A 25,843-nucleotide genomic window follows, 5' to 3' on the forward strand; every position below is an offset into this window, starting at 1 on the left:
CGTTAAGTTTTTTGCAACTATTTTAAAAGCACTTGGCTTAGAATACTCGAACAATAACAAGGGAGATGGCAGTCACGATGCTTACGAATAATGGAGCCAATTGGACGGTACGATCTGTCGCATTCATCTTTGCTTTGGCAGGCTCCACGTAAACTACGTCGTTCTTGTGCAGATAGTAGTAGGGTGAGTCAAAGATCGCTCTGGATGTTAAATCTATGCGAATGTATTCCCGCTTTGAATTTTCCTCTCTAATAATTAAAATGTTATCTCTTTTGCCATAAATCGTGAGATCGCCAGCCAAACTCAGAACCTCTGGTAGTGTTATTTTTTCGTCCGGAATTACATATACCGCGGGTCGGTTGACCTCTCCTAAGACTGACACTTTGAAATTAATGTTCCTGATCGTAACAGATGGCTCTTTAAGATAAAACGCAAGTCTTGTTCTGATTGTGTCAGCGGCAATTCTTGTTGGCAAGCCCTGTACTGATATCTTCCCAACCAAAGGTAGTTCAATGTTCCCTCCATCGTCTACTAGATAACCGAAAGGTTGTGATACATTATTACTGCCGCTGCCATAACTTGTAGTTGGCGATGAATATCTGTTTGGACTGTTAAAAATCTCATTTGCTTCCGCATTCAAGCTGCCTACCACGATAGATAGCATATCATTCTTCTGGATCGTAGGCACATAATTTTGTAATACCTGGCTGGAAGAGTATCTAAGACTATCACCTTGGAAATAAATAATAGACTTGGGAGAGACACAAGATCCCAGACTAAATAAGACAACGATAGTAACAAAACATAGACAGGCAGAAACTTTGGAGAAATGGCGCATTGTAAAACGTTTGAGTAAAATGTCTTGTCTTCAAGAAATAGTAGCACTTATCGTAGCTTGATGCAGTTTGCTGACTAATACATCAAAGGAGTAAGCACTCTTTGATGACTTGTATATGATGCAAATTGCCTTAAATTGTCTACGAGTCAGGTTTTCAATCTGACGCAAATATAGGACAAAATTTATATTCATATTTACTAGACAACTGATGATTTTAGGCTATGTATCGAATTTAATCTTTCCAAGAGAAGACGACTTGGAGCAATAATTAGCTATGGTAACCTTTAATTTTTGTTGATATTCTAGAAGTATTTAGACTCTTGTGGTCGCATGAAAGGAACATTTTGGTTTTCGGGCATAAGGCAAAAGACATCTGTTCTGAAAAATGGCGGGACAAAACCTTCCTCTCTTACCTCAAATTTACAATAAAGTTATAGATATTATAGCCAAAATATGAGAATATTGCAATTTATAAGAAATGTTTAATACCTACTTGATAAAGTTAAAATGCTTACTATGAGTTTTTGGTCAATGATAACATACGTGCTTGATAGTCGCCGACTACATTGGAGCTCGGATCGCTTTAATAGCCTTACTTGGGTTCTTACCTGTAGTCTTCTACTTTTCGCCAGCATTGGACAGTCTCAGGATTTTTCTAGTTTTGAACTGCGAAGGCAAGCGCTACTTCGAAGCCTTTCTAACGTGCCTTTAAAGGAGCGGGGCAAGTACGGGCTGCCGAAGGCTTGTGCCAGATTATGGAATAATCCAAAGGATCAGGAAGCACTCCAGTACATCTCGTTGGTATTGCAACATCGGAATCAAAGCGTGTTTGATTTTCCTGGAATTGCTTACGCGTTACATAAATACGGTAGCCAATTTTCCAAGGAGCAGCTCGGACGAATTCAGAGTGATTTGGAGAGGCTTGCCAAAGCAGGAAGCAAGAACGGAGAGGGATTTTTATCTCATGGAACAGAGAACCAGGCAATGCTGCAGTGGTGTGGGGCATATCTGTTCGCACAATACTTCCCCAAGGCTAAATGGGCAAACGGGATGAATAGCGAAGAGCTTAAAGCTGAAATCAAAGACCGATTCAGAAGAACCTTTAAAAATATTTATAAAAAGGGATATGCGGAATTTCTTTCCCCTACCTATGAAGTAGTATCGGATTTTCCTGTGACAATCTTGTGTGAATTCGCGAAAGACCCTCAGGTAAGGGATATGGCGAAGGCTTATCTGCTTTACAAGTGGTCTCTACTCGCTTTGAATAACATAGATGGCTACATCTCGGCGCCCGTGGCCAGGATGAATGTGGAGCAGGATTTTAAATCAGATTTCAAATACGGAAATCCGTCTGGTACTAATTACTACGTCTGGCTCTATTGGGGATGGGGATTGGGTACAAATAATGTCAATCTGAATGATTTTCAACAACGTCGTAGCTCAGAAACTGCCTACACCATATACGCTGCACTATCACAAGTGCATCCCGATGAATTTTTTGAAGATGTAGCCAATCTCAAAAATACGACGTCACTTGATATTAGATCATCTTCCTCCACGTTTGGTACTTACGCTGGTGATAAAGCACGAGCCCACATGATGCTCCGCAAAACGTATAAGGAAAAGATGTATGCAATCGGATCTGGTAATTTCAGATGGGTGCCGGGAGGAGATTATGCGGACAATGATAATTATGGATTTAGTATTGCGTGGAGCAGTGCTGATCGTTTCAAGTATTTAGGCTGCAGTTCCCCATTTTGGTACTCGGACTCGCAGGATCCAAATAAAACGCCTGACACGTGGAGGAGTATCTCTCCATTTCAACAGACGGCTCACCACGAGAATACATCTATTGTGCTCTTCGATATCCCAAATCAAGATCCTTGGACAAAGGCTTCTAATCCGAAGAAATTGTCCTGGCGAGCTACACATGTAGATAATTTATTAAAAAGGGCAATGGTTCGTTACCCCAGATCAATTGATCAAACATCTTCCAAGAAGGGTTGGGTCTTCCTTAGGGAAAACGAGACATATATAGGCATTCGTCCTCTCCGCGACTTTTATGTACAGGATTCTCTTGAAGGAAGAGGACTAGATGACTTTGTCGTTATCAAAAGTGATTTTTCACAAACTGGATTTATTTTCGAAGTAGGTACTAAAGAGGAATTTGGCTCTTTCGAAAAATTTCAGAATCTATTGGTTGAAAACAAGGTGGATGTCGATTGGACGAAAATGCAAGTCAGTTATAATAATACTCGGAAACACAACTTAAGAATCAAATTTAAGCCAGGTCTCGCCATTGACAGCGATGGTTTGGCAAATTCGATACCTGAAATTTGGGTAGATGGAAAGGAAGAAATGGATTTTAAGGACTGGCCTTTGATTGGATCCAGCGTAATCAATATGAATAATTCTGTTCTGAAATTACCTCAAACAATTGTTGATTGGACAGCTGACTATCCAATAATCAAAAAGAATAATGTCGTTAGCCCAGTGAAAACGGGCAACTGATTTTTTAAGGTGTTTGGTTTTCAATCCTACCATCACTGCACCTTGAAAGGTATTGATTATGAGGAGAGACTGATTAACTTTTGATTTTGGAAAGGATAAATCGAGAGCCAGTCTTTTTTAATCACTTTTCGGATCATGTCCAGATGCTGAACCTTATGTGCATCGGTCCCAAGAAAAGTGATCAAATTGTTTTTAAGCAGCCATTCAGCCATCTTGTTTATGTTCTCTCCATAGTAGTTAGTTAGAGACAATATATTTACTTGGAGCTCGCATCCCTGATCTACCAGTCGTTTGTAAATCGATGGATCAGAATAAAAGTAAGTATAACGTTCCGGGTGTGCTAAAATAGGTTGATATCCTTTCTCGATAATGGCAAAGAGGTTTTCGGATGTATTCATCAACGGCGTTGAATAGGGTAGTTCAACTAACACGCGATTACCGGGTAAAGTCAGTAACTTCTCCCCAGACTCCAGCATCTCGTTAAAATGTTCGTCTATAAAATATTCCGCTGCCGCAGCAATCTCAATGGTGAGACCAGCAACCTTGCAAGCAGCTTGAACATCCCTAAGTCTTGCTAAAACAATTTCTGGCGTATTTCGATAACAATCCCACATTACATGGGGGGTAGTTATGAGATGCGTATAACCCAGGGACTGCATTTTAGCGGCCATTGCGACAGCTTCATCTATAGTCGGAGCACCATCGTCGATTCCGGGAATGAGGTGGGAATGTATATCTATTCCAATATGATCCAAACTAACCTCCTTATTCTTATTGCCAAATAGCCAATTGAACATAATATTGTATTCGCAGCTTTTAGGCTGACTGATCGCGAATTGCTGATTTAAAAGAGTAGTAATTGGACAAATTTAATTTAAAATCCGGCATAAAGCCAGATTTGTAGCACTAAATCAACTTTTGCGTTTTATATAACACTTATCCGAGCACATGGGTTATTATTGCTGATTACCGAGTAGATCTGCATTTCAAAGCTAGAGCACGCCCATAATATCACATCATTTTAGGCTACTCTTAATATCTGAGTCAATGGTTGATAGTCAATTATAAACCATTAACTGTCTGGGTACACCAAGTTAGTTCCGCAAACAGCCTTTAATGTGCAGTAGTCTACCTACGATTGCGTTGTCTTTGCCGAGTTTTGTGATTAGCTGAGCTGTGCTAGCTTCTGAAATTCCTGGACAAGCATTATTCTTAGCTATCATTTGTCCGATGCGCCTTTTTTCGATTGCCACTACGCTTTAATCGTTTTTTTGGCTTGTTTACCAGTTTTTTTTCCGGATTTTTTAGAAGTGAATCTGAATGTTGCTTTTCTTTCAACATTTCCTGATCATAGATCCAACCCACTACTTCATAAGTTTCTCCGCTGGATCCCTGAGCGATTCCGACTTTGATCCGTTTCGAGTAGTTAGACCATGAATGTGTCCACAAGATTTCGCCTTTTTTCATGTCTGTGAGCTTCGGAGCTGCCAACAACGTTTTTGCTGCGCCATTGTCCTTTTCAAAAAACTTTACCAGATTTTGTAGGTCGTCCCTTAGCTTTATGCTTGAATAAGATGCATCACGGCTGATACCGGAAAGTTCGATTTTGAATAGTTTCGACTGACTATTAAAAAGAGGCCTAACGAAGTAAGTGTTAGCTCCAAATCCCTGCATGATGTACCGATTGGCCGCCTGGTATTCCTTCAAGGTGATTCCGAAATTTACCGCAGGCAAGGCAATCCTTGATTTTTCCAAATCCTTGCTTGAATCTGATTGACGTGCAACTACTTCGGGTGTTTTGATCGTCTCCGTAGTTGACAGCTTTTCATCTGAATTTGAGTTGCAGCCCAGAACGATAATGGCCAATAAATGTAAACCGGAAAATTTCATACGGAGGTTGCATTATCGTTGAGTATCCTGTAAATATATTAAAATCACCGAAGCATATGCCATTAGAGGTGTAAAATCATGGTTTGACTGCAGTATCTACATTTTACTAGTTTGTAGAATTCGCGAGAACAAATTTCTAAGAGGTCCATCTTTGTAGCTAAAATTCGATAAATTGCAAGAAAGTTGTTAGGTTTAAATCAACAGTAGAGTAGCAATACTACCGCTCCGTCTATACCATTTACCATGCCCTATCTCGACCCTTTCTCGCAGCCGCTGTCGACCAAAAATGCGGCACATTTGCTTAGGCGCGCTACGTTTGGTCCTACGCCGGATGAGATAGCTGATTTTACCGGGCTGTCTGCCGCGGAGGCCGTGAGTGCCCTTATCAGCAATGCGGCTTTAACACTTTCTCCGCCGCCGCCGGTTGTCATGGATGAAGCTTCTCCTGTTGCTGGTCAGACGTTTACTGATAGACCGTTCGATTCCGGCAAGAGTAATGAATATAGCTTTTATGTGAAATATTGGTGGATCGGGTTAATGGCCGAGCAGAATGGGAAACCTTCCGTGTTGGAGAAGTTGACTGCCTTTTGGCAAAACCATTTTGTAACCACACAAACGGTTGTCACTGACTACCGGCTTTCTTACCAGTACATCAGCTTACTGCGCAAAAACAGTCTGGGTAATTTTAAGACACTCGTTTCCGAAATGACAAAAGATGCTGCTATGCTCATTTATCAGAACGGTAACCAAAATGAGAAGGATCACCCGAATGAAAATTACGCAAGGGAGTTGCAGGAGCTGTTTACAGTAGGTCAGCGGAATTTTGCCAATGTTCCCAACTACACGGACGCAGATGTGAAAGCGGCAGCCCGACTGCTCACCGGCTGGCAAGTGGAAAATCAGTCAGCCCACGGCTCTGCTTCTGCCAGGACCGTATTTAACCCTGATCGCCACGATACCGAAGACAAACAGTTTTCATCTCATTATAATAATACAGTTATAAAAGGCAGGGCAGGCGCGAATGCAGGAGACGAAGAACTTACCGACTTGATCGATATGCTGACGCGACATCCCGAATGCGCCAGATTTATTTGCCGGAAACTTTACCGCTGGTATGTCAACACGGATGTGCCGCAGGATATTGAAAACAATGTAATTGTCCCGCTCGCCGATTTCTTCGCCAGTGCAGAAAACAACTTTGCATTGGAGCCGGTACTGCGGAAGTTACTTTCAAGCGACATTTTCTTCCATTCAGATAACATCGGCTCGATCATCAAGTCCCCCGCGGAGTTGCTGGTGGGTTGTATGCGGTTTTTCAAGCAGCCAGTTCCCGATATGAAGAAGGAATATGTGGCCTTTAAGAAGTACGTGGAATACATACATTGGCGCATGTACCCGATGCAGCTTAACCTGCTGGACCAGCCTTTGGTATTTGGATCTTTACCTTATTACCAGACGGGCTATTCAGTTAACTGGATCAATTCGGCAAGTATCGGAATGCGCAGGATGTTTACCGATCAGATGGTTTATCCCACCGAAATTCACCCGAATTTTAAGGTCGGCATCGATCTGGTGAAGTGGGTCAGCTCATTGCAGCCCAACTTCTCGGACGTAGAGGGCACTCCGCCTATTACCTGCGAGCAGGTCTTTGACGCATTGAGTAAAAATCTCTTTGTTCATGATTTGTTTCCATCCCAAAAAGAATTCCTTATTGACAAAATCATGATGTATTCGGCTCCCAGGAAATCTTGGGAATTTGAATTCAATGCTTACCGGAAAAATCAGAATCAGGAAACCAGAGGCGGGATTTTGTGGCGGTTGGAAGCAGTAATGAAGTATATGATGAGCATGGCTGAATTTCAAATTTTTTGACAATGTCGACGATTAACAGAAGAGACTTTCTTGCGGCAACTTCCTCGATGGTCCTGCCGGTGATGTTAAATGGATTTGGTGTAAAAGCATTTGCCAGAAATTCAGCACTCGTAAATTCACTTCATGAGGCAGTCGCCGCGAATCCGGACAGGATTTTGGTGATTATCTATCTGAATGGGGGGAATGACGGTCTGAATATGGTTATTCCGGTGGAGCACTACTCGCGCTACCACGCACTTCGCAGCAACATCGCTATTCCTGAAAACAAGGTACTGCCGCTGGGTAACAGCAAGCAAATGGGGTTGCACCCTGCAATGCCGGGCATGCAGCAGCTATATAATGAAGGGAAACTCGCTATCGTCCATTCGGTTTCTTATCCAAATCCCAATCTCTCGCACATCAGGTCTACCGATATTTACATGACAGGGTCTGATGCAAACCAGTATGCTTCTACGGGCTGGGCAGGAAGATACCTTGATGATCGTTTTCCCGGTTACCCGGAGAACTACCCGAATGACAATATGAAAGACCCGCTGGCGATACAGATCGGGCACATTGCAAGTACAAGTTTGTTGGGACAGCGGCAGTCAATGGGCGTTGTGATGGCTACGCCGGACGAATTTTACCAGCTTGTCGGCACACAAACCAACATTCCCGTGGACGATCTGCCATGTTGCTACTCGGGCCAGCTGATTAAGTATGTCAGGGAACAGCAGGTACTTTCAATCGGATATGGATCCCAGATCAAACGCGCTTCGGAAGCTGGGAGAAATATGGCGGGCTACCCTGAAAATGGCAACGAACTTGCAGAGCAGCTTAAAATTGTGGCTCGCCTGATCCACGGAGGCTTGCAGAGCAAAATATATTATGTAGAGCTCGGCGGCTTCGATCTGCATTCCGGGCAGGTTGACGGAAATGATCCTGTGAACGGAGCACATGCTACGCTGTTGAGCAAACTTTCCGGCGCTGTGTCCGCTTTTCAGCAGGATTTGAAGTTGCAGGGCACCGAAGACCGTGTCATAGGAATGACATTTTCAGACTTCGGCCGGCGCGCTTCCTCGAATGCCTCCAAAGGAACCGACCACGGCATTGCCGCCCCGATGCTGGTTTTTGGAACCGGCATAAAAAGGCAGAACATCGGCACAAATCCGGATCTCACCAACGATCTGGTGCCGCCGCCTTCAAGCTCCGGAGATAATAATTATGACATTGCAATGCAGATTGATTTCCGCCGTGTTTATTCTGATATTCTGAATAACTGGTTTGGCGCGGAAAGCTCGAAAACGGATTCTTTGCTTTTCAAAAGCTTTAAAAATGTGTCGCTGTTTTCTGATGTAGTTGAAACAATCAATTCCGGCTCATGGGGTGAAAAGTCTGTCTGGTCTCACGGCAGGGTCCCCGATGTAAACGATCTTGTTCGAATAAACCGGGGACATACCATATCAATCAATCAGAATATAGCTGCAAAAAAAATCAATGTAGACGCAGGCGGAGAACTGTATTTCCAGGGAAATTATAAGGTTGATACGAGGGAATAGAGGAGGAGTACGATACTGTCTGCGCTATGCTCTTTTACGTTTTATATGAGAAATATGAAGAAGCACGTCTTTGACAAAGGCCAGCTGATTCTTTGTGTTTCTCCTGAAAATTTCAGGTCTGAGAAAAATTCGCACCAGCCATTCCAGGCGCAGCTTGATCCAGATAGGCGCTGGTCTTTTGCTGTTTCCTGCATACCAGTCAAATACATTGCCCACGGCGCACAAAATTCGTGCATTCACAAGATCGCGGTGCTGATATCCCCATTTTTCCTGCTTTGGGGCAGTCATAGCAATAAAAAGAATGTCGGGCTGGAAGGCGTTGACAGCTTCAACCATTCGTGCATTGTCTTCATCCGAAAACTCTGCTTTATAAGGCGGGGAGTAGCTTCCCGTGATGATCCGGGGATATTCCTTGCCCAGTCTGTTGGTAATCTTGTTCAGCGTTGATTCCGTTGATCCAAGTAAAAAAACTTTCCAGCCATGTTCATTGGCTTTGTCAACGAGATAATCGAAACAGTCTTGACCGGCTATCTTTTTGATATTCTTTCCATTCAGCAAAATGCTTCCAAGAGCGATTCCGATGCCGTCGAGTACGAGAAGATCGGAGCCTTTCAGTGCCTCTTCAAATTCCTGGTCTTGCAGGGCGATACCGTATGAATTAGGACTGAATGTATTGATCAGCAATTTCTTAACATCTGCCCTGATGATATCCAAAGAAGCCGAAAATACCTCGTAGCTCAAAACGTTTGTACTTTTGTATCCTTGAAGTTCCATAATTTATTTAAGCTTGATTTGTTATGTGTTGAGTATTTTATGACGGGTTTTTTGCAATAGCAGTTTTCAGAATGTCCCGGATGTTGGTTTCAAAAGTTTCCAGTCTGAAATGCTGTTCAAATCTTGCCTTTGCTTCCTGTCCCATTGATTTTCTGAGTTCAGGATTTAGTATCAGGACTTCCAGCTTGTCCGCCAGCGCCTTGACATCTTTTTGAGGAACCAGATATCCGGTTTTTCCATCAACAACAATGTCAGGAATGCCGCCTTCCGGACATGAAACCACAGGAATTCCGTGTTGCATGGCTTCCAGATTTACAAGGCCGAAGGTTTCGTAATGATAGAATGTCGGGAAAACGAAAACGTCGGAGTTATTGAAGAAAGCAAGTTTGTCCGCATTGTATTTGGGTCCGTGACCGAAAACCCGGTCTTCTATCCCAAGCTGCTTTACTTTGTTTTTAAAAGATTCTTCAGATACATCCGACCAGGCGCCCACAAAATTACATTCAAATTGCAAGCCGCGTTCTTTTAAAATGTTGCAGGCTTCCATCAATATATATACGCCCTTCTCCTGCATCATATTAGAAAGGAATAAAAGCCGACAGGGACTATTTGTTGTATTCTTAATGGCACTTGGACTTGTTACTTCGGTACTTTCAGGAATGCCATACGCACAAACAAACACATTGCTTTCCTTTGCATAATTCTTGATGTCTGAATAGAGAAATTTTGATATCAGAATGCTGAATGTATTGTTAAAAGCATATTTATACAGCGTATCATTGAGTCTCGTTTTCTCTGATGTTTCTACACCTTTGTTATGGAAATGATAAATGATCTTTTTGCCGAATAGTTTGCATATAACAACGATCAGCATATCCTTATAAAATCCTGGTCCGCTTGCATTTAATGTAAGATAGCAGAGATCATAATTTTTCCGGAGTAGCGCACTGATCACACGATATTGAATGCGCAGCAGTGCACCCAGTTTTTTAAAACTTCCTTTTCCCGATTCTTTTAAATGCGTGGACGTGGAAAGATTGATATACTTTGTGTCAAATTCGTTATTAATTAATGCGCTGTTATGAATGAATGTACCAGCCATTGCTGCGCCATGTACGGGAGGTGGTATATGTAAGACGAATAGAATACTAGATTTCATAAGTGGAGGTCATTGTATTTTTAGGTAATGTAAATGAAACGGCGTCCAGGATTCCTTGCGCTGCCTGGAAGTGATTGTAAGACTGAACTTTCCTGACAGCGCGATCAGAAAATTGCTGGATCAGATTTTCGTTGGATAATAATTTCTCAATGTGCTCAGCCCAGATTTTTACATCTAATGGAAGAATGTACCCGTTCTCGCCATTAATTACGAGATCGTCAGCTGCACCTGCATTGCTACATGTAATGACGGGTGTACCACTGGCGCAGGCTTCATTTGCAACAATTCCCCAGGGATCATGAAGTGTGGGAAAGAGAAATAGCTTTGCCTTCGGATAGCAGGAGTAAAGCGATTGCTGGTCCAGGAAACCGGTAAATACATAATCAAGTTTAAGCTCGTCCATTCTTGCGAGAACAGATTGTCTGAGAGGTCCGTCGCCTACCAGCAATACCCTGAGTGCCGGACGCGTTTTCTTTAATTCACTGGCAACTTCAATAAAGAAGTCGGGCATTTTCCTTGCTATCAGTTGACCTGAAAACATGATATCATATTCTCTGCTTTTAATTTCAGGTGATTTGAACCGGCTGTTGTCAATGCAAAGTGTACTTTTAAAAATTGCATTCTCATTTACGCCGTAACTTTTAAATAGCTCAGCCGAACCATTACTCGGTCCGACGAATGCTTTGGTAAATGGAAATATAAATCTCCTGACCAGCTTATGGAAAATGGAATAATCCTTTTCTGACTGGTAGGTGCCGTCCAGGGAAACGATTAGTTTACGTCCTCTTAATAATGCCCAGATTACACCGTAAAGCATCGTTGGATTAAAACCTGTAATCAGTACAATATCCGGGTCCAGGTTATTTAATAGTGGCCAGACATTCAGATTATTATGCTTGAATGTCTTCGACTTTTCTTTTAGAAAATACTTCTCGTAATTTCCATAATCAAGTTTCCAATCCCGGTTGGGTTCCAGTTTAGCGCAGTATATTACACTGTACGAAATCGAAGAATGCTCTCCCAATATCTCGTGCATTCTCTCCCGGTACGGAGCAGGAACATTCGTGAGGTAAACAAGTTTTGTTTTCTTTTGCATAAGGTATTATTAATTCAGGATTGATCAGACTGCGACCTTCATTCTGATCATACTCGTAATATCCGCAGATAATAAGTTTAGATTATCTCTGTGAGACACTCTCATTTACAAGATCATCGATCACCACTGCATTACTGATCTTGTCTTCTGTTGCAACTAGAAATGTACTGTCTTTCAGGAGTGTTATTACTGAATTATAGATTGCCAGGAATAATAGTGTTAATAGAAAATAATTAGCATCTCTGATAAACTGAATCTTGAACTGATTAATTAATAGAAAAGTAAACAGGAGATTAAAGCCTAGTAGAATGTCTATGGCAAATAGATTATAATGCTGCAATCTGAAATAGAGTTGGTATCCACGGAAAAGACTAATTACAAAAAGAGCTAGAAAAATAATGCCGCCGAGATATCCCCAGGTAACAATCACACTCATATACAGGTTGTGATAATCGGGAATGATATCATCGCCTGTTTTGTCAAAATGTACTTTGATATATTCGAGCCTCTTTGTGAAATACCCTTCGCCAAAAAAGAAGTTACTTCTACCGGCTTTCTTAATGCCATAAGCGAAAATTCCGCCCCTGTTGATCTCTTCGCCGCTCAGGATTTTCTCTAACGTCAGATTTTTCATGTCGACGTTCTCACTTCTTTTAGAGAACACGTCAAAATCAATCCACCCGGCATTTGCGTTTACAGCCGCAAAGGCAGAAGCAAGCACGGTACCATAAAGTATGACTCTCACTTTGAGTCGCTTGTTCAGGAAGACTCCTGTAAGAAGTGCAACAACCGGCAGGAGCAATACGGAAGAGCGCGTGCCTGAAAAAATGATTGATAAAATCCCCGTAAAAATGATAGCGAAGCAGAAAAAGTAGAATCTCTGACTATAAGCCTTGGATGATCCGCTTAGCACAGATGGTAGTACCAATGCGATCAATGAAATCGAATATTCTGCATAAAATTCAAAATTATTGAGAACACCATTGCTTCTAAGAATGCCCATTTCGAACTCCGCTTCTGCATTGAGGCTTGGGAAGAATTCAAATGGCGATGCAAAAAACTCATACTTCTGATTAATCGAAACGACAAGATTGTAAAAAAGGAAAATGCCTGTTATTTGGATGAATTGCTTTAAATCTGAGTAATTCAATTGAATTTTCGATGCGTAAAGAAAAAGAAACAGCAGGTTTAGGAATATCACCGCTGCAATCACCTTCGTTGCGAAACCCGTATTATTATTTAGCAGACTTACTATCTGAATGACCGCAAGCATTGCAAGTAAAAGAACAGGAAGTCTGCCCAATGAAGAGGGCGCAGATAGAGAATTCCTGAAAAAAGTTAAATAGGTAATCAGAGAAATGGAAGCGACCAGATTATATATTCCGCCGTTTTCATAACCAAACATGAAATGGTTACAAATGAAAAGCTGAAACAAGAAAAGAGGATATCTATTCCTGTAAAGTGATTCAAAAAACAGTCCACCAATAATCAGCAGCGATAAGGCAATGACGGGGGCCGGGTACCTGGTAAATGTGAATTGCCCCAACACCATCATAACCGCCAATCTTCCCATAACGAGGATCAGCGAATCTGCCTTTGGCTGTACCGAAATATTGTTGGCTTTATTTTGCATATCAATCTACCAGTACTTGTGACATTTTCCGGTAAAGTGTCAGGTATGATTTGGCTTGTCTTTCAAGACTGAATTTCCCTCTGGCCTCTGATGAAATTGCTTCCTGATCAAACGACGAAATTTCGTTAATGCATCTTATGAAGGCATTGTGCAAGCCGGCGGCAGACAGCTCACCAGACAAGTAGCCATTATAGCCATTGAATATATGATCTTTCATGCCACCTACGGAAAATGCGACGACCGGAGTACCGCATGCAAGACTTTCCAGCATTACATTAGGCAGATTGTCTTCGCGGCTTGGAAGGAGGAAAATATCCGCCGCACTGTAAATCTCACTAAGCAGCATTTCTGAATGAATGCTACCTAGATATTTTACGCCGGGTAATTTTTGACCACTTTTGATATTTCCGACAGCTACAAACTCGCAGATTTCTGCGAGCATCCAATCCGCCGTCAGGTTTGCTAGCAGATCAAATCCTTTTCTCGGATTTCCGATGCTTTCGGACACAAACAATACGGTTATTTTTTCAGAATCAAATCCAAATTTGCTTTTCAGGTTAGATTCTGAACCGTTTTTGTTATTGAATAATGATGTATCTATTCCATTCGGAATGTGCTTGTGCGCAAACCGTCCAAGTATTTGTGATTCAGAAGCTTCTGACATCATCCATTTGGAAGGAGAAACAACCGTCAGCGAATCACTCGGAAGTTGTTCAAGTGCATTTAATTTGCATTGATATTGCTCGTCATTTTCTTCAAAAAGGACCTCTCGATTTCTAATATCATCATCTTTATAATGGAAGCCGCCCTGAAATGCATTCATATCATGCTGGGTCCATATAATAGGTTTGTTTATTTTCTTGAAGAATGAACTGTAGTCCAGGAAATTAGCTATCCAATGGAGATTGATTACATCGCATTCTTCTACAAGTGGATGATTAACCAGCTCCGTAAAAGACGTTTTTGCAAATGAGAAATAGTCGAAGTCTCCTTCAAATCTTCTCTGACGATTATCATTGTAGTGTTCAAGAGTAACAGGGAATCCCAGATTTTTTAGAATCCGCTGAAATAGAACGAAGTATTTGTTGGTTTTTCGCAAAGCGTACACCTCTGGTGTATCAGTTCGCTTATCGAGGACCAACATTTTGCTTTCGACTCCTATACTCAGGAGACCTTTGTGTAATCGGACCGCGGCAGTACCTGCACCGCCGTTATCGAAGCATGTAATGTGAAGAACTTTCATAAGAGGGTTTTTTCTAAATGGTATTGCAATTAAAATCAGCTAACTAGTTAAATCAGCATTTACCTGCTGATTCGATAAATGTTAAGAGTAGAAGATTTCATGTTTATATATTTTTCGCAGAAGGTAGTTCGAGATCTTCTGCGTTTTGGCATGCTGATATTTTGTCCACAACAGCCCACTAACAATGGTCTTTTTGAATGAATGAAATTGCTGAATCGCGGGAAGATCATTTACATTCACTTCTGTATTGGGCTGCCTTTGAGACAGCATTTGTAATCCTTTCTTAGCTACTGCGATATAGTCGTAATCTCTGATGATTTTGTCTCTTCCCTGTGCGCCGAATCGAAGACGTAAATTGCTGTCGAGGAGGAGCGTTTTTGTGTATTGGAAAAGCTCTTCCCTGGAATTGGCACAAAAGCCGCCGACACCGTGTCCGATGGTTTCAACCTGTGAATTATCAGACCAGGGTGTATTCAATGCAACTACCGGTGTTTCGCATAAAAGCGACTCGGCTAATGCATATCCAAAGCTTTCTCCCTGACTGCTGATATGTACAAAAACATCGATAGCGGAATAGCATTTCGACAATTCAGCATCACCTGTAATTGCGTCAATGTTAATAATTCTGTGGCCCAAGTTCCTGGCGTAAGCATATGCGAGCAATTCTTCTTTGGCGTTGACGAGAACCAGGTAAGTTTGATCATTAACTTCTTTTAGAAGACGCTCCAATAGATGTATCAAATAATGCGACCATTTTCCGTAATGTCGTTGCCCTATTCTTCCAATAAGGAATGCATTTTCCGGGATACCATATTTATTTCGGAATTCACTCTTCTCCTGCTGCGGCGCTTGTTTGAATTGCGCTGTTTTTACCGGATTCGGTACGATAACGCTTTTGCTTTTTGAACCTCCACGAAGCAGATATAAATACCTGCACCATTCCGAAAGTTGAAAGCTGAATTTCAGTATATGTTCTGGATAGGAGGAGGGTTCACTAAATACATTGGTTTCAACAAAGTCTGCGAATGGACAGCATTCTTTTAATGCGAGTACTTCATCGCCCGCAAGTGAATGCGAATGCAGGTGTACAATATCCGGCTGCCACGATTTGATATGCTCGACAAACTCTTCTGTTAAGCCAATAAAATACGGGATGTTGAGTGCGCGAAGTTCATCTTCGCGAGATCCGCCGGTTTGGGTTGCCAGCAATTGACTATCAAACCCGAGGATCTGATATGCTTCACAGAAGTTCTGCGCCGCCCTTTGCGTGCCACCTTTGTCTAAGTCGTAAACTACTGTCAGGATCTTCATCGCGAATACTTTAAATAAACTTTCTGATTTTTTCTGTTTTGATAAACAACAGCGCTTCGAGCCGTAGGAAGAATATCCCTCGTTCATTTGGAATCAGAAAGCCGAAAATGAAAAGCGACATGTCAGCGATCAGCGTTCCCATTGAAGCGCCGACGATATCATATCTTGGAATCAGGAGCATGTTGACCAGTATATTAATGCCGGCTATGATAAGCTGCCTGAAAAGAATGGTTGAATTTTTATTCAGCTTTTGAAGAATTGTGCTGGTTACAATGTTGAGAAATGTAAATGGAATCGACCATATCAGAATATTGACAACAGCGATACTGGCTTCGTATTCTTCGCCATAAAGCAGTTTTACCGCAAATCCGGAAAATACATTGACGAATAATCCCAACAGCGCAAGTGCAAGGAAAATGTAGCGCAGCATGGCAACCAATTTACCGCGCTCTTTTTCAAGATCCATTTCAATGATTTTCGGGTAAATGGACTGACTGATTAGCATGGGAATGAAATTGAATATCTCGGCAAATTTTACTCCCACTGCATAATAGCCGACACTCGTTTCGTTGATGTAGCTTTTAAGCATGACCTGGTCAATTCGCATTCCTATGGAAATGGAAATGCTGCTGAGTATCAGTGGCCAACTGTCTTTTAACAGCGACATTGCTACATTCGTATCAAATCTCCACTTGAGAATGTCGGTTTTATTTTTTCGATAAAAATAGATCAGTCCGATAGCTGATACGATTGTTTCAACCACTACGATAACGGCAAACACTTCCACGGAAGCTTCTAAAAAAAGGAAAAGGAGCTTCAATAATGTGGATACAAGTAGCACGGTAAAATTGACGTATACTACAAACCTGGATTGAACCTTTGACTGGAAATAAAAGTCGATTACGTTCACACTTTGAAAAATGGTGGACGCAGAAGTTATCATGACAATCAACTTGGTGTACGAATCTGTGGGGATTACATTTATGGTAATCGCCAGCAAAGCCATTACTGCAAATGCGCCCACCAGTTTCATTACGAAGGCAGTCCCAAGCAGCAAATTCTCATTCACTGTTTTGTTCACCAGCTCTCTGATGACAATATTGTTCAGCCCAAGCGTTGCCAATGCACCGAATAACCCGACTAAGCTTTGTGCATAGTTGAGTATCCCGAAATTGGCAGGGCCCAGATAGCGCGCCACCCAAACACCCACAAACAGCCCCACCGCCATTCGCAATATCTGCTCACTAAATAGCCATGACGTATTGAAGGCGTATTTTCGGACTGTGGGATTATTGATCAGAATGCTAATCTTGCTGACAATACCTGAAACCGATTTATCGATTGTGTTACGCATTAAGCCTTGTAAATAGTCGACGTTGAGAATTATTCCTTATGATTGAATTGAGTTGTTGGCTCACAGCTCACCTGTAATATGCCGTATCATATTTATATCCATATCCATGTTTTCGTCTATTGATTCCATTGAATATGATATTCATGTTTTTGAAGTTGCTGTCTTTGATCAGCTCTTCAATAAAGGCCAGCTCGTTTTTTGACGTGAAGCCCTGACGGATGATATACATCGTTGCTTCGCTCAGATAATCAATGATAAGTGCGTCAGATACAAGGTGTACAGGAGGCGTGTCAATAAGAATGTCGTCGAATTCCTGCTTCAGGTAATCGATCAGTTGTTCGATTCTTCCATTTTCCAGAAGTTCCGATGGATTTTCTGGTATTTCTCCGCATCCAATTACATACAGATTACCGGCTTGCTTAGTAACCTGAATGATTTCATCTTCCATTACTTCGCCTTTCAGATATTCGGAAATGCCGGGATGATTTGTTGGTAATTTAAAAAGAGAAGCAATTTTAGGTCTTCGCAGATCTAATTCCAGGATGACTGTTTTCCTGTCTGATGCCGCAAGCGAAATGCCCAGGTTACATACTGCAAAGCTCTTCCCTTCACCGGCTACGCTCGACGTGAATAATGTAACTCTCCCTTGCTGTTCGTTACTGTGGATATTCTGAAGTCTTGTTCGTAATGCCCTGAATTGTTCAAGAATTAAGTGATTGTTTTTGTTACGTGAGATCAGCGGTTCCTTGCCTTTTTGGTGGGATATTTCACTGATTACAGGAATGGAAACATTACGTTCGATTTCATTTCTGTTATTAATTCGCCCTCTCAAAATGCCAATTCCAAAAATGAAGCCTGCGGGAACAATAAAGCCGATTAGCAGAGCTGCTACGAGGGCCAGTGATTTTTTTGGGGATTTGGGAACATCTGAATAAGCGCTCTCTACAATTTTCGCATCATTTAAAGTAGAGGCATAGCTCAATGCGATTTCTTCCTTCTTTTGAAGCAGGTATACATACAAGTTTTCCTTTATCTCTTGCTGCCGCTTGATACTTGTGTATTGTCTCTCCTGACCAGGTATATTCTTAATTGATTTCTCGAATTTGTAATTATTCCCCTGCAGTTGCGCCTTGGTTGTCAGGAGTGATCCTTTAATTGCACGAACATTTGCACGAATCGCCGCCTCCGTTGCATTGATCTGTCGGTTAAGAGGTTCAAAAATAGGATTCTCTTCCGGGGTTGTAGCTAGTAGCCGGTTTTTCTGCAGGTGAAATGCGCTGAGTTGTTCAACCAGATTCACCAATCCTGGATCAGAAATGCCGAGTGTTGCAGGAGGATTTCCGGTATTGCTGTTGGAAGCAACATACCGTTCTATCCCCGATATTACATCAAGTTGCACATTAACATCATTCAATCTGGTGTCATTCGATTGAACGTTTTGCAGGAAGACTTTTGCTTCTGATGAAATATCCGTTACGCCTCGGCTGCTCTTAAATCCTTCAACACTTTTTTCCACACTTACCAATTCGCCGGTTAAAGATGATAAGCGATTGTCGATGAATTTAAGTGTGCTCATCGTAATTCTGTTCTTGTCTTCCAATGCAGATTCATTGTAAACCCGCATTAAACTATTAAGTATATCCTTTCCTCTTTCAGGAAGGTTATTGTCAATAGTAAGCTGAACAACAGGAGATAATTTATTGACCAGGGAAACAGAAATGCCTTTCTGATAATCTGCAACTGCCTTTTCAAAAGGTGTAAAACTGATTGTGATCTGCTTACCAATGTAATCCTGTACAGCCGGATTTTTAACAAGCTTCCATTTGAAGTATGGCGTAGCAACTATGTCTTTGAAGTTGGCAGTGAGTGGTTTAGGTCCTAATCCTGTGATAATGTAACTGTTTTTGTCTTGTATCGATATTCCAATTTTCTTTGTTAGCAGTGAATCTTTTTCTCCGGATATATATTGAAATACGAACGGACCATTTTTATACAGCTCCTGGCTCCCCAATGTTTTTTTCTCAGTATACGTCACCCATAATTTCAGATCGTTAACGACTTTCCCGATTAGTTCCCGTGACTTAAGAACCTCCATTTCATTTTCAACTGTCTTCGGCTTTTCGTATACATTCAGCTTTTCCAGTGGGGTCTTTTCTATGCTTGCATTTTTCTCGTCTTTGATCAAAAGCTTTGCTGTTATCTCGTAAACGGGAGGAGTTGTTTTGATATACAGGAACGCAATGGCAAGCGCAACACATAAGCTCAGAACAAATACCGGCCAATAAAAAAGGCATTTGGTCAGCAATTCTGAAAAGCTTTGTGGCTGCGTTTCACGAACAGTATTCGGAGCGGATACAATAACGATGGGTTCCTTATTCATGAGTTTGCTTTTAAAGCTGAGTAATAACGATAGCGATAATAGAAAGTGCTGATAACACCAGGCTCGCAGTTCGGTAGCTCCGGTCAACAGCAGCAAACTTTGTTCGCTCGGGTTTTACGTAAATGATATCGTTGTTTTTGAGATAATAAAAAGGTTGGTCGAATACCTTTTTTGATGTAAGATCAATGGGGTAATATTCCCTTTTTCCATCCCGCTCGCGGATGAGTACAATGTTTGTTCTGTTGGCAGTAATGTTCAAATCACCCGCCATACTGAGCGCCTCTATTACGGTAATCCGTTCCTTTTGGACATTGTAATTGTCGGGGCGAAGTACATCACCCAGTACAGATATTCTGAAATTCAGAAGGCGGATATTGACCACGGGTTCTCTTAAATAAGTGGTCAATCTCTTCGTCATATTTTCCCGTACCTGAGCCGTAGTCAAACCTGCTACTTTAAAGGATCCGATCAATGGAAGCTGGATATTTCCATCCTTATCAACCAGATAACCCAAAACAGGATTACCGTTTGAATTATCAAAATTGTTACCGTTTACCCGTCCCAGATTGTAATTGAAAATAACGGAAGCTTCGGGATTAAGACTGGTCACATTGATCCCCAATATATCGTCGGTTTGAACCGTCAAAGAAGTGTAGTTTGCAACAGTATCCACCGACGGCAGCGCCTGGTTCAAATCTTTAAAGTAAGGCACATTTTTATAAGAGCTGCACGATGCGAAAAATAGCATGAGCAATACAGCAGCGAGCCAGGATTGTAAATTTTTCATCTGATCATTTTTAGGCATGTAGGAGGATTCGCAGTTTCGGCGCCTATTTTCGAAATGCTTTTGGCAGTGTGAAGTATATAGTAGTTGTGTCGAAGGAGAGGAGCATACGTTGAGTAGATTTAATTTTAGGTCGAAATTATACACTGAATCAAGGCAACTATTTTTTTTGTGGCGAGTGCCTGCAAATGTTGTGGTGAGTTTTGTGAAATCAGTGGTTACAAAAATGCTGGAAACTGATATTCAGGTCATACTAGCGAAATAGTCCTTTCGAGGTGTTGTATAGATTCCTGGAATTGCCTGATGCGCTTATCTTCCCTTGCCTGTTAACACAACCTGGATAGTAAGCCAGATCAGATAAAGATCTGTTGTGAGACTGTAGATATCCAGATAAATGATATCGTATTTTAACCGTTTCAGGTTTTCGGCTGCATTAGTCGCATAACCCACCTTGATTTGGCCAATCGAAGTAATGCCCGGCCTGAGCGTGAGCAGGCGTTGGAAGTCGTGGCTTGCCTGAGCCATCAGCATGTCCACATCCACCTGATGCAAGGGTCTCGGGCCTACTACCGACATTTCGCCGAGCAGTACATTCAGGAACTGCGGTAATTCGTCCAGACGGGTTTTTCTCAGGAATTTTCCTATCGGCGTGATTCTCGGGTCCATTTTTCCCAATGAATGCGTAAGATTGTACTTGGCCGAGTCGGTGTACATGGTCCGGAACTTGATAATGCGAAATGGTTTACCCCAACGTCCGGTACGCGTTTGGAGAAAGAACACTGGGCCCCGGGAGGAACATTTAACCATGATCATCACGAGCAGGAAAAGCGGTACTCCGCACAGCATCACTGTGAGTGAAAATGCTATGTCAAAAACGCGCTTGACGAAGTCTTCCCAGTCTTCTGATTTGCGTCTTTCAGCATAATCTACGGTAGCATGACTTCCATGTTGATCAACCTTGAACTGATTGGAAAACATCATCAGAAAGGTCCGGTCAGGCAATCTCGGGAACGTGAGTATAAATTTGCTTTTCATATTTAATTATTTAAGGGCTGGAGGGAAACTTCGTAACTCAGATGCTTTTAAACTGTAATTTGAAAACCAGCTCTATCGGTGCGGATAATTGGCTGGTGTTTCTGCTGTAAGTAAGGTTATAGGTGCTAAGTACAGACGATGCAATTCTTTGGAAAGCGGTGTTCAGTTCGCCGGTATTTTTCCCTATTAATGATATTCCACCATTCTGGGTAAGGTTTTTTAGCACGTTTTCGTCGGGGCTGTACGTTGGGTGGCCTTTTAAGCCAATGGTATAAGCGGATACCCTTTTCCCGTTCACGGGTGAATTGAGCCTGTTTTTGACATAATCAATGCTTTGATAAAGCTGCGCATCGCTCCATGAATTATTCAGTCCGTCTGTGAAAGTAACCAGCGCCATTGCTTCGGCGTCAGAATCCGCGAGCAGCGACAAGCCTTTATCAATAGCCTGGTAAAGCTTTGTCTCGTTTCCGCCGGTCCTGCTTTGGATGAAAGCTTTCGCAGCAGTAAAGTCTGAGCTTAGCTTGAATGTTTCGATGACATCTGAAAATACAACCAGGCCGACTCTGCTTTTTGTTTTTTGGTGAGCCGTAATCTGGTCAATAAAGTCGCTGGCCTGCTGCTTCACAATCGCCTCGTTGGCTCCAAGAGATTTACCAATATCGAGCACCAGTACATAGTCCAAAGTGTTGACCGGATTGGAAGAAAGTTTATTGTCCAGATCCCTGAGTGGTGTCCCATTGACGATCTCGAATGTTTCGGTGTTCTCCGCCAAAATCTCATAAGAAATTCCTTTTTCTACGAGGCGCACATTCGACAGGCTCACACAAGCCATCGATTTTTCGCAATTGTTTGACGGAGTAAAGCCGAAGTTGGGATCGATTTGCAAGCGGGAGCCAAGATCTTCTGATTGGAACTTCAAAGAAGGTACTCCATTCTGGTTGTGATAAGTTGCCCGGAATTCGATGAAATTCGGGTCGGCAACAACTTCTTTGTCTTTTTTACATCCGCTCAGCAATATGCATACGAATGCTAGTGTCAATATCAATCTCATAGGTACTTGGTTATATAAATGTCACCCGGGCCTTAGAAGTGTGGCCCGGGTAAGACCGCCGTCAGGCTATTACTTCCATTGATTCGCCGGTCAGGCTGTACTCGTTAATCAACTCTACTGTCTGCTCAATGTTAGCAGCTGACGATGCACCAAACAGGATGGATTCAATATTGGGCAGGCTGCATACATATTCAATCGCTTCTTTGGGATGTATCGCACCTCCCGCCAACACCTGCATAGCCATTGCTCTCACCTTTTTGGTCCTGAGCACTTCCTCATAAACTTCTCTCCCGCCGGACATACGGAACCCAACTTTATTGATAGAGCTGCAAATGATAGGGTTGGTAATGCCATTTGCTTCTAATACAGACAAAAGCTTCGGCATATTCATCGTAATGTAGCCCGCTTCTGCACCGTACTTCTTCTTTACGTACCGGTGAAATGCGACGAGGATATCATTCATTCCAAGACCAAGCAGCAGATCCGTGATTACGTTCTGTAAAAAGATCACCGGTGTTTGGATACCCTTGAACATCTTCATTTCCGAGTCGATCAGGAGCTCCATGATCGAGATATAATCCTTTGACAAAAAGGCCAGTCCGCCTTTGAACAATGAGCCTACAAAATTACCCGGAACAAAGTGCTTCAACGTTCCCGCGTAGCCCATCTCCGTCACTGCATTTGCATACTTATGTGCATAGGGCATACAGGGATAGATCTTGAAATCCTGGTACCTGGAAGGGTTTTTGCGGATGTGGTCGCAAATGTTTTCAATGCGGTCGTGGGTTGTGCACATGAAAGTGTTGATGCCGCTTTCGATGGCAATGTCCAACGTTTTAATGATCGCACGATCTTCTTTGAACTTGATGGATTGTGCGCGGGATTTTTCGTCTGAAATATGGTTAACGGCGAAGAATTGATTATCTCCGAAGATGATTCTGTCCATGATTAATTAAGATTACTGCTTTTGATCATTGAAATAACATTGTCGGTATACCAGGCACTTTTGAAGTTGTTGATCCCATTCGTAACCTGCCCCTCAATAGCGCTGATGAAATAGTCGATCTGAGAAGAATACTCTTCTCCACGCAGATAGAAGTCAACGGAATCGGTGAGGTCTGTGACGTACTTCACATTCCAGCCTTTGGAATATCCTTCAGGGTAGTCGTTCGTTTTGAAATATACTTTCAACTCGTTGGCGTCGCAGATGATCTTGCCTTTTTTCCCCTGGATTGTAATCGAGGTCGACATTTTACGGTAAGTTTCATCACTCCAGTTTACCGAAAGGACGCCATTCACACCCGAGTTCACTTCGAGAATACAGTACACTGCGTCTTCCACATTCTTGGAATAAATGGATTCCAGCATCGTGCCTCTTACAGCCGTGATGTTGCCTAAAAGGTAATTGATAAGATCAATCACGTGTGAAGCGTAGTCCATCAGACAGCCACCGCCTTCCGCCGGATCCGCGCGCCAGTTATCCTGTTTTTCGCGGATAACAACCGGTCCGTAAGACTCACCTGTGAAATGATATACTTCTCCGAGAACACCCAGGTCCAGCAGTCTTTTTACCTCTCTGAATGTTCCAATGAACTTGTTGTGGTAACCTACCTGGTTGACAACCGCCTTTTCTGCTGCCAGTTCCACAAGCGATTTTCCTTCCTCTGCAGTGAGACAAAGCGGTTTTTCAGCGAAAACATGCTTGCCGCTTTCAAGTACTTTGCGCACCATGGAAGCGTGGAATTTGGTTGGAACAGATACAAAAACCGCGTCTGCATTCGTCTTCGCAAGCATTTCCTCGTAGTTCGAAAAGCAAGGAAAGGAAGAATATTTTTCAAACACGTCGAGTACCATTTTGGAGGTGTCACTCACCCCTACAACTTCAACGTTCGGATGTGCCCCTAAGATGGATAGATGAGATATTCCCATCTTGCCGGCACCAATCAATGCAACTTTTACCATAACTATTTTTTGATGAGTTTGAGATAGATGATCAGTAGAAAAGGTTTTTACTAAGAGATTCGATTTATTATAGACTGTAAGCGCATTTCGAACGTATTTGTATATACGTAATTGTAAAATTTGCATTCTGATTAATGTTTATGTCTGTAAAGCATTGTTCAGATTTCATGGTAAGTTCCGGTAAACGTGTTCGGGACAGTGTGCATAACCGCATCTATTACCCCTTGCGCAGCCTGGTTGTGATTGTAGATCCGTACACGCGACAATGCATTGTTGGCGTACTGCTGAATCCGATCCTGATTGTTCAATAGTGTCGCAATTTGTTCAACCCAAACATCCGCGTCCAATGGGAGAATAAGCCCGGTATGCTGATCGATCACCAGATCATCCGCCGCGCCTGCATTAGCGCAGGTGATTACGGGCGTGCCACTCGCACAGGCTTCATTCGCCACAATTCCCCAGGGATCTTGCAGGGTAGGGAAGAGGAACAATTTGGATTTGCTGTAACACGAAGCAAGTGAATGCTGGTCGAGAAATCCTGTAAAAACATAATCCAACCCCTCTGAATCAAGCTTATCCAGCACCGGTTTACGAAGTGGCCCGTCGCCTACCACCAGTATCTTAATCCCTGGATAGACCTTGTTAAGCCGGCAGGCTACCTCTGCAAAAAAGCCGGGCATTTTCCGCTCGATCAGTTGACCGGAGAACATAATATCAAATTCCCGATCCTTTGTGGGGGAAGGCGAAAACTTGTTATTATCAATACAAAGCGTGCTTTTGAATATGTCGCGATCCTTGATTCCGTAGCTCTTAAACAGCTTGGCAGATCCCCGGCTTGGGCCGATAAAGGCGTTTGTATAGGGAAAAATAAGCCTTCTAACCCATTTGTGAAATATAGAGAAATCTTTTTCCGAATCATAAGTCCCGTCAAGGGACACGATGAACTTACATCCTTTGAGCATCGCCCAGATAAAGCCGTATAGCATCGTAGGATTAAACCCTGTAATGATCATCACATCCGGCCTGATTACGTTAAGCAGCGACCACACGGACGGGTTATTATGCTTGAATGTTTTAGACGTTTCACTTAAAAAATACCTTGCATATTTTCCATACTCCAGTTTCCATGAGCGGTTGGGTTCAAGCTGTGCGCAATATACCACGGTGTACGAAAATGCATTTTCCTGTTCAAGTAATTCATGCATTCTCTCCCGATAAGGCGCGGGAACATTGGTAAGGTAAACAACATGTATTTTCTTCTCCATTTTGAGGGCTTCGTGAGCTTCGGGCAAAGTAATTGAGCTTTAATAGTTGAGGAGTTCTCTTCAATAAATGAGGCCTCAATAGTGTGAGCTGCAAGCTAATTTAATTCGTGCAGATCTTAGCGGATGCGCTTAATTCAGGTGTGATCC

At 42.4% G+C, this 25,843-nt stretch carries 20 protein-coding genes; 3 read left to right on the forward strand and 17 right to left on the reverse strand.

What is annotated here, in order from left to right:
• Positions 1 to 37: 37 nt before the first annotated feature.
• The gene (locus AC1XTG_RS21175) at positions 38 to 838 is read right to left on the reverse strand and encodes a polysaccharide biosynthesis/export family protein (RefSeq protein WP_484843337.1); all 801 of its coding nucleotides are present in this window, start codon (positions 836 to 838) and stop codon (positions 38 to 40) included.
• 702 nt (positions 839 to 1,540) lie between these two features.
• On the opposite strand from AC1XTG_RS21175, the gene AC1XTG_RS21180 reads away from it, so the two are divergent.
• On the forward strand, positions 1,541 to 3,349 hold the full coding sequence (locus tag AC1XTG_RS21180) for a hypothetical protein (protein ID WP_484843338.1): 1,809 nt from the start codon (positions 1,541 to 1,543) through the stop codon (positions 3,347 to 3,349).
• A 56-nt stretch (positions 3,350 to 3,405) separates the two neighbouring features.
• Here AC1XTG_RS21180 and AC1XTG_RS21185 read toward each other — a convergent pair whose 3' ends face one another.
• Together AC1XTG_RS21185 and AC1XTG_RS21190 are read right to left on the reverse strand one after the other, a co-directional pair.
• Positions 3,406 to 4,146, reverse strand: coding sequence for a tyrosine-protein phosphatase (locus AC1XTG_RS21185; protein ID WP_484843339.1), 741 nt, complete (start codon positions 4,144 to 4,146; stop codon positions 3,406 to 3,408).
• A gap of 415 nt (positions 4,147 to 4,561) precedes the next feature.
• Positions 4,562 to 5,239, reverse strand: coding sequence for a hypothetical protein (locus AC1XTG_RS21190; protein ID WP_484843340.1), 678 nt, complete (start codon positions 5,237 to 5,239; stop codon positions 4,562 to 4,564).
• Between the two features lie 243 nt (positions 5,240 to 5,482).
• On the opposite strand from AC1XTG_RS21190, the gene AC1XTG_RS21195 reads away from it, so the two are divergent.
• Complete coding sequence (locus tag AC1XTG_RS21195) at positions 5,483 to 7,111, forward strand: DUF1800 domain-containing protein (RefSeq protein ID WP_484843341.1); 1,629 nt, start codon at positions 5,483 to 5,485, stop codon at positions 7,109 to 7,111.
• 2 nt (positions 7,112 to 7,113) lie between these two features.
• Positions 7,114 to 8,649, forward strand: coding sequence for a DUF1501 domain-containing protein (locus AC1XTG_RS21200; protein WP_484843342.1), 1,536 nt, complete (start codon positions 7,114 to 7,116; stop codon positions 8,647 to 8,649).
• Between the two features lie 24 nt (positions 8,650 to 8,673).
• Here the strand turns inward: AC1XTG_RS21200 and AC1XTG_RS21205 are convergent, their stop codons facing one another.
• From AC1XTG_RS21205 to AC1XTG_RS21270, 14 genes are all read right to left on the reverse strand, one after another.
• The gene (locus AC1XTG_RS21205) at positions 8,674 to 9,423 is read right to left on the reverse strand and encodes a WecB/TagA/CpsF family glycosyltransferase (RefSeq protein WP_484843343.1); all 750 of its coding nucleotides are present in this window, start codon (positions 9,421 to 9,423) and stop codon (positions 8,674 to 8,676) included.
• Between the two features lie 37 nt (positions 9,424 to 9,460).
• Complete coding sequence (locus tag AC1XTG_RS21210) at positions 9,461 to 10,582, reverse strand: glycosyltransferase (RefSeq protein WP_484843344.1); 1,122 nt, start codon at positions 10,580 to 10,582, stop codon at positions 9,461 to 9,463.
• Positions 10,572 to 11,678 carry a glycosyltransferase family 4 protein gene (locus AC1XTG_RS21215; protein WP_484843345.1) on the reverse strand — a complete coding sequence of 369 codons (1,107 nt, stop codon included), beginning with the start codon at positions 11,676 to 11,678 and terminating at the stop codon, positions 10,572 to 10,574. The genes AC1XTG_RS21210 and AC1XTG_RS21215 overlap by 11 nt, the downstream gene beginning before the upstream one ends.
• An 82-nt stretch (positions 11,679 to 11,760) precedes the next feature.
• Positions 11,761 to 13,311: an O-antigen ligase family protein gene (locus AC1XTG_RS21220; RefSeq protein WP_484843346.1), complete on the reverse strand. Its 1,551-nt coding sequence runs from the start codon at positions 13,309 to 13,311 to the stop codon at positions 11,761 to 11,763.
• 1 nt (position 13,312) lies between these two features.
• Positions 13,313 to 14,554 carry a glycosyltransferase gene (locus AC1XTG_RS21225; RefSeq protein ID WP_484843347.1) on the reverse strand — a complete coding sequence of 414 codons (1,242 nt, stop codon included), beginning with the start codon at positions 14,552 to 14,554 and terminating at the stop codon, positions 13,313 to 13,315.
• 81 nt (positions 14,555 to 14,635) lie between these two features.
• Complete coding sequence (locus AC1XTG_RS21230) at positions 14,636 to 15,865, reverse strand: glycosyltransferase family 4 protein (protein WP_484843348.1); 1,230 nt, start codon at positions 15,863 to 15,865, stop codon at positions 14,636 to 14,638.
• 10 nt (positions 15,866 to 15,875) lie between these two features.
• Positions 15,876 to 17,219 (reverse strand): flippase, encoded by a 1,344-nt coding sequence (locus AC1XTG_RS21235; RefSeq protein ID WP_484843349.1) that lies wholly within the window; start codon positions 17,217 to 17,219, stop codon positions 15,876 to 15,878.
• Positions 17,220 to 17,286: 67 nt separating this feature from the next.
• On the reverse strand, positions 17,287 to 19,599 hold the full coding sequence (locus tag AC1XTG_RS21240) for a GumC family protein (protein ID WP_484843350.1): 2,313 nt from the start codon (positions 19,597 to 19,599) through the stop codon (positions 17,287 to 17,289).
• A gap of 10 nt (positions 19,600 to 19,609) precedes the next feature.
• Positions 19,610 to 20,386, reverse strand: coding sequence for a polysaccharide biosynthesis/export family protein (locus tag AC1XTG_RS21245; RefSeq protein ID WP_484843351.1), 777 nt, complete (start codon positions 20,384 to 20,386; stop codon positions 19,610 to 19,612).
• A gap of 306 nt (positions 20,387 to 20,692) precedes the next feature.
• Positions 20,693 to 21,418, reverse strand: coding sequence for a sugar transferase (locus AC1XTG_RS21250; RefSeq protein WP_484843352.1), 726 nt, complete (start codon positions 21,416 to 21,418; stop codon positions 20,693 to 20,695).
• A gap of 37 nt (positions 21,419 to 21,455) precedes the next feature.
• On the reverse strand, positions 21,456 to 22,469 hold the full coding sequence (locus AC1XTG_RS21255; RefSeq protein WP_484843353.1) for a vWA domain-containing protein: 1,014 nt from the start codon (positions 22,467 to 22,469) through the stop codon (positions 21,456 to 21,458).
• A gap of 61 nt (positions 22,470 to 22,530) precedes the next feature.
• Positions 22,531 to 23,415, reverse strand: coding sequence for an aldo-keto reductase family protein (locus AC1XTG_RS21260; protein ID WP_439558321.1), 885 nt, complete (start codon positions 23,413 to 23,415; stop codon positions 22,531 to 22,533).
• A 2-nt stretch (positions 23,416 to 23,417) separates the two neighbouring features.
• Entirely contained in the window at positions 23,418 to 24,431 is a 1,014-nt protein-coding gene (locus tag AC1XTG_RS21265) for a Gfo/Idh/MocA family protein (RefSeq protein WP_484843354.1), read from the reverse strand.
• A 158-nt stretch (positions 24,432 to 24,589) separates the two neighbouring features.
• A complete protein-coding gene (locus tag AC1XTG_RS21270; RefSeq protein ID WP_484843355.1) occupies positions 24,590 to 25,696 on the reverse strand; it encodes a glycosyltransferase family 4 protein in 1,107 nt (368 codons plus the stop codon).
• Positions 25,697 to 25,843 lie beyond the last annotated feature (147 nt).

The sequence above is a fragment of the Dyadobacter sp. HNCC25DJ183 genome, assembly GCF_056895175.1.

Bases quoted from the DNA above. Each gene is read 5' to 3' on its own strand.
- AC1XTG_RS21195 (WP_484843341.1), top strand. From the start codon at position 5,483: ATGCCCTATCTCGACCCTTTCTCGCAGCCGCTGTCGACCAAAAATGCG.
- AC1XTG_RS21210 (WP_484843344.1), bottom strand. From the start codon at position 10,582: ATGAAATCTAGTATTCTATTCGTCTTACATATACCACCTCCCGTACAT.
- AC1XTG_RS21220 (WP_484843346.1), bottom strand. From the start codon at position 13,311: ATGCAAAATAAAGCCAACAATATTTCGGTACAGCCAAAGGCAGATTCG.
- AC1XTG_RS21200 (WP_484843342.1), top strand. From the start codon at position 7,114: ATGTCGACGATTAACAGAAGAGACTTTCTTGCGGCAACTTCCTCGATG.
- AC1XTG_RS21215 (WP_484843345.1), bottom strand. From the start codon at position 11,678: ATGCAAAAGAAAACAAAACTTGTTTACCTCACGAATGTTCCTGCTCCG.
- AC1XTG_RS21240 (WP_484843350.1), bottom strand. From the start codon at position 19,599: ATGAATAAGGAACCCATCGTTATTGTATCCGCTCCGAATACTGTTCGT.
- AC1XTG_RS21230 (WP_484843348.1), bottom strand. From the start codon at position 15,865: ATGAAGATCCTGACAGTAGTTTACGACTTAGACAAAGGTGGCACGCAA.
- AC1XTG_RS21205 (WP_484843343.1), bottom strand. From the start codon at position 9,423: ATGGAACTTCAAGGATACAAAAGTACAAACGTTTTGAGCTACGAGGTA.
- AC1XTG_RS21270 (WP_484843355.1), bottom strand. From the start codon at position 25,696: ATGGAGAAGAAAATACATGTTGTTTACCTTACCAATGTTCCCGCGCCT.
- AC1XTG_RS21265 (WP_484843354.1), bottom strand. From the start codon at position 24,431: ATGGTAAAAGTTGCATTGATTGGTGCCGGCAAGATGGGAATATCTCAT.
- AC1XTG_RS21250 (WP_484843352.1), bottom strand. From the start codon at position 21,418: ATGAAAAGCAAATTTATACTCACGTTCCCGAGATTGCCTGACCGGACC.
- AC1XTG_RS21235 (WP_484843349.1), bottom strand. From the start codon at position 17,219: ATGCGTAACACAATCGATAAATCGGTTTCAGGTATTGTCAGCAAGATT.
- AC1XTG_RS21225 (WP_484843347.1), bottom strand. From the start codon at position 14,554: ATGAAAGTTCTTCACATTACATGCTTCGATAACGGCGGTGCAGGTACT.
- AC1XTG_RS21175 (WP_484843337.1), bottom strand. From the start codon at position 838: ATGCGCCATTTCTCCAAAGTTTCTGCCTGTCTATGTTTTGTTACTATC.
- AC1XTG_RS21190 (WP_484843340.1), bottom strand. From the start codon at position 5,239: ATGAAATTTTCCGGTTTACATTTATTGGCCATTATCGTTCTGGGCTGC.
- AC1XTG_RS21245 (WP_484843351.1), bottom strand. From the start codon at position 20,386: ATGAAAAATTTACAATCCTGGCTCGCTGCTGTATTGCTCATGCTATTT.
- AC1XTG_RS21260 (WP_439558321.1), bottom strand. From the start codon at position 23,415: ATGGACAGAATCATCTTCGGAGATAATCAATTCTTCGCCGTTAACCAT.
- AC1XTG_RS21185 (WP_484843339.1), bottom strand. From the start codon at position 4,146: ATGTTCAATTGGCTATTTGGCAATAAGAATAAGGAGGTTAGTTTGGAT.
- AC1XTG_RS21255 (WP_484843353.1), bottom strand. From the start codon at position 22,469: ATGAGATTGATATTGACACTAGCATTCGTATGCATATTGCTGAGCGGA.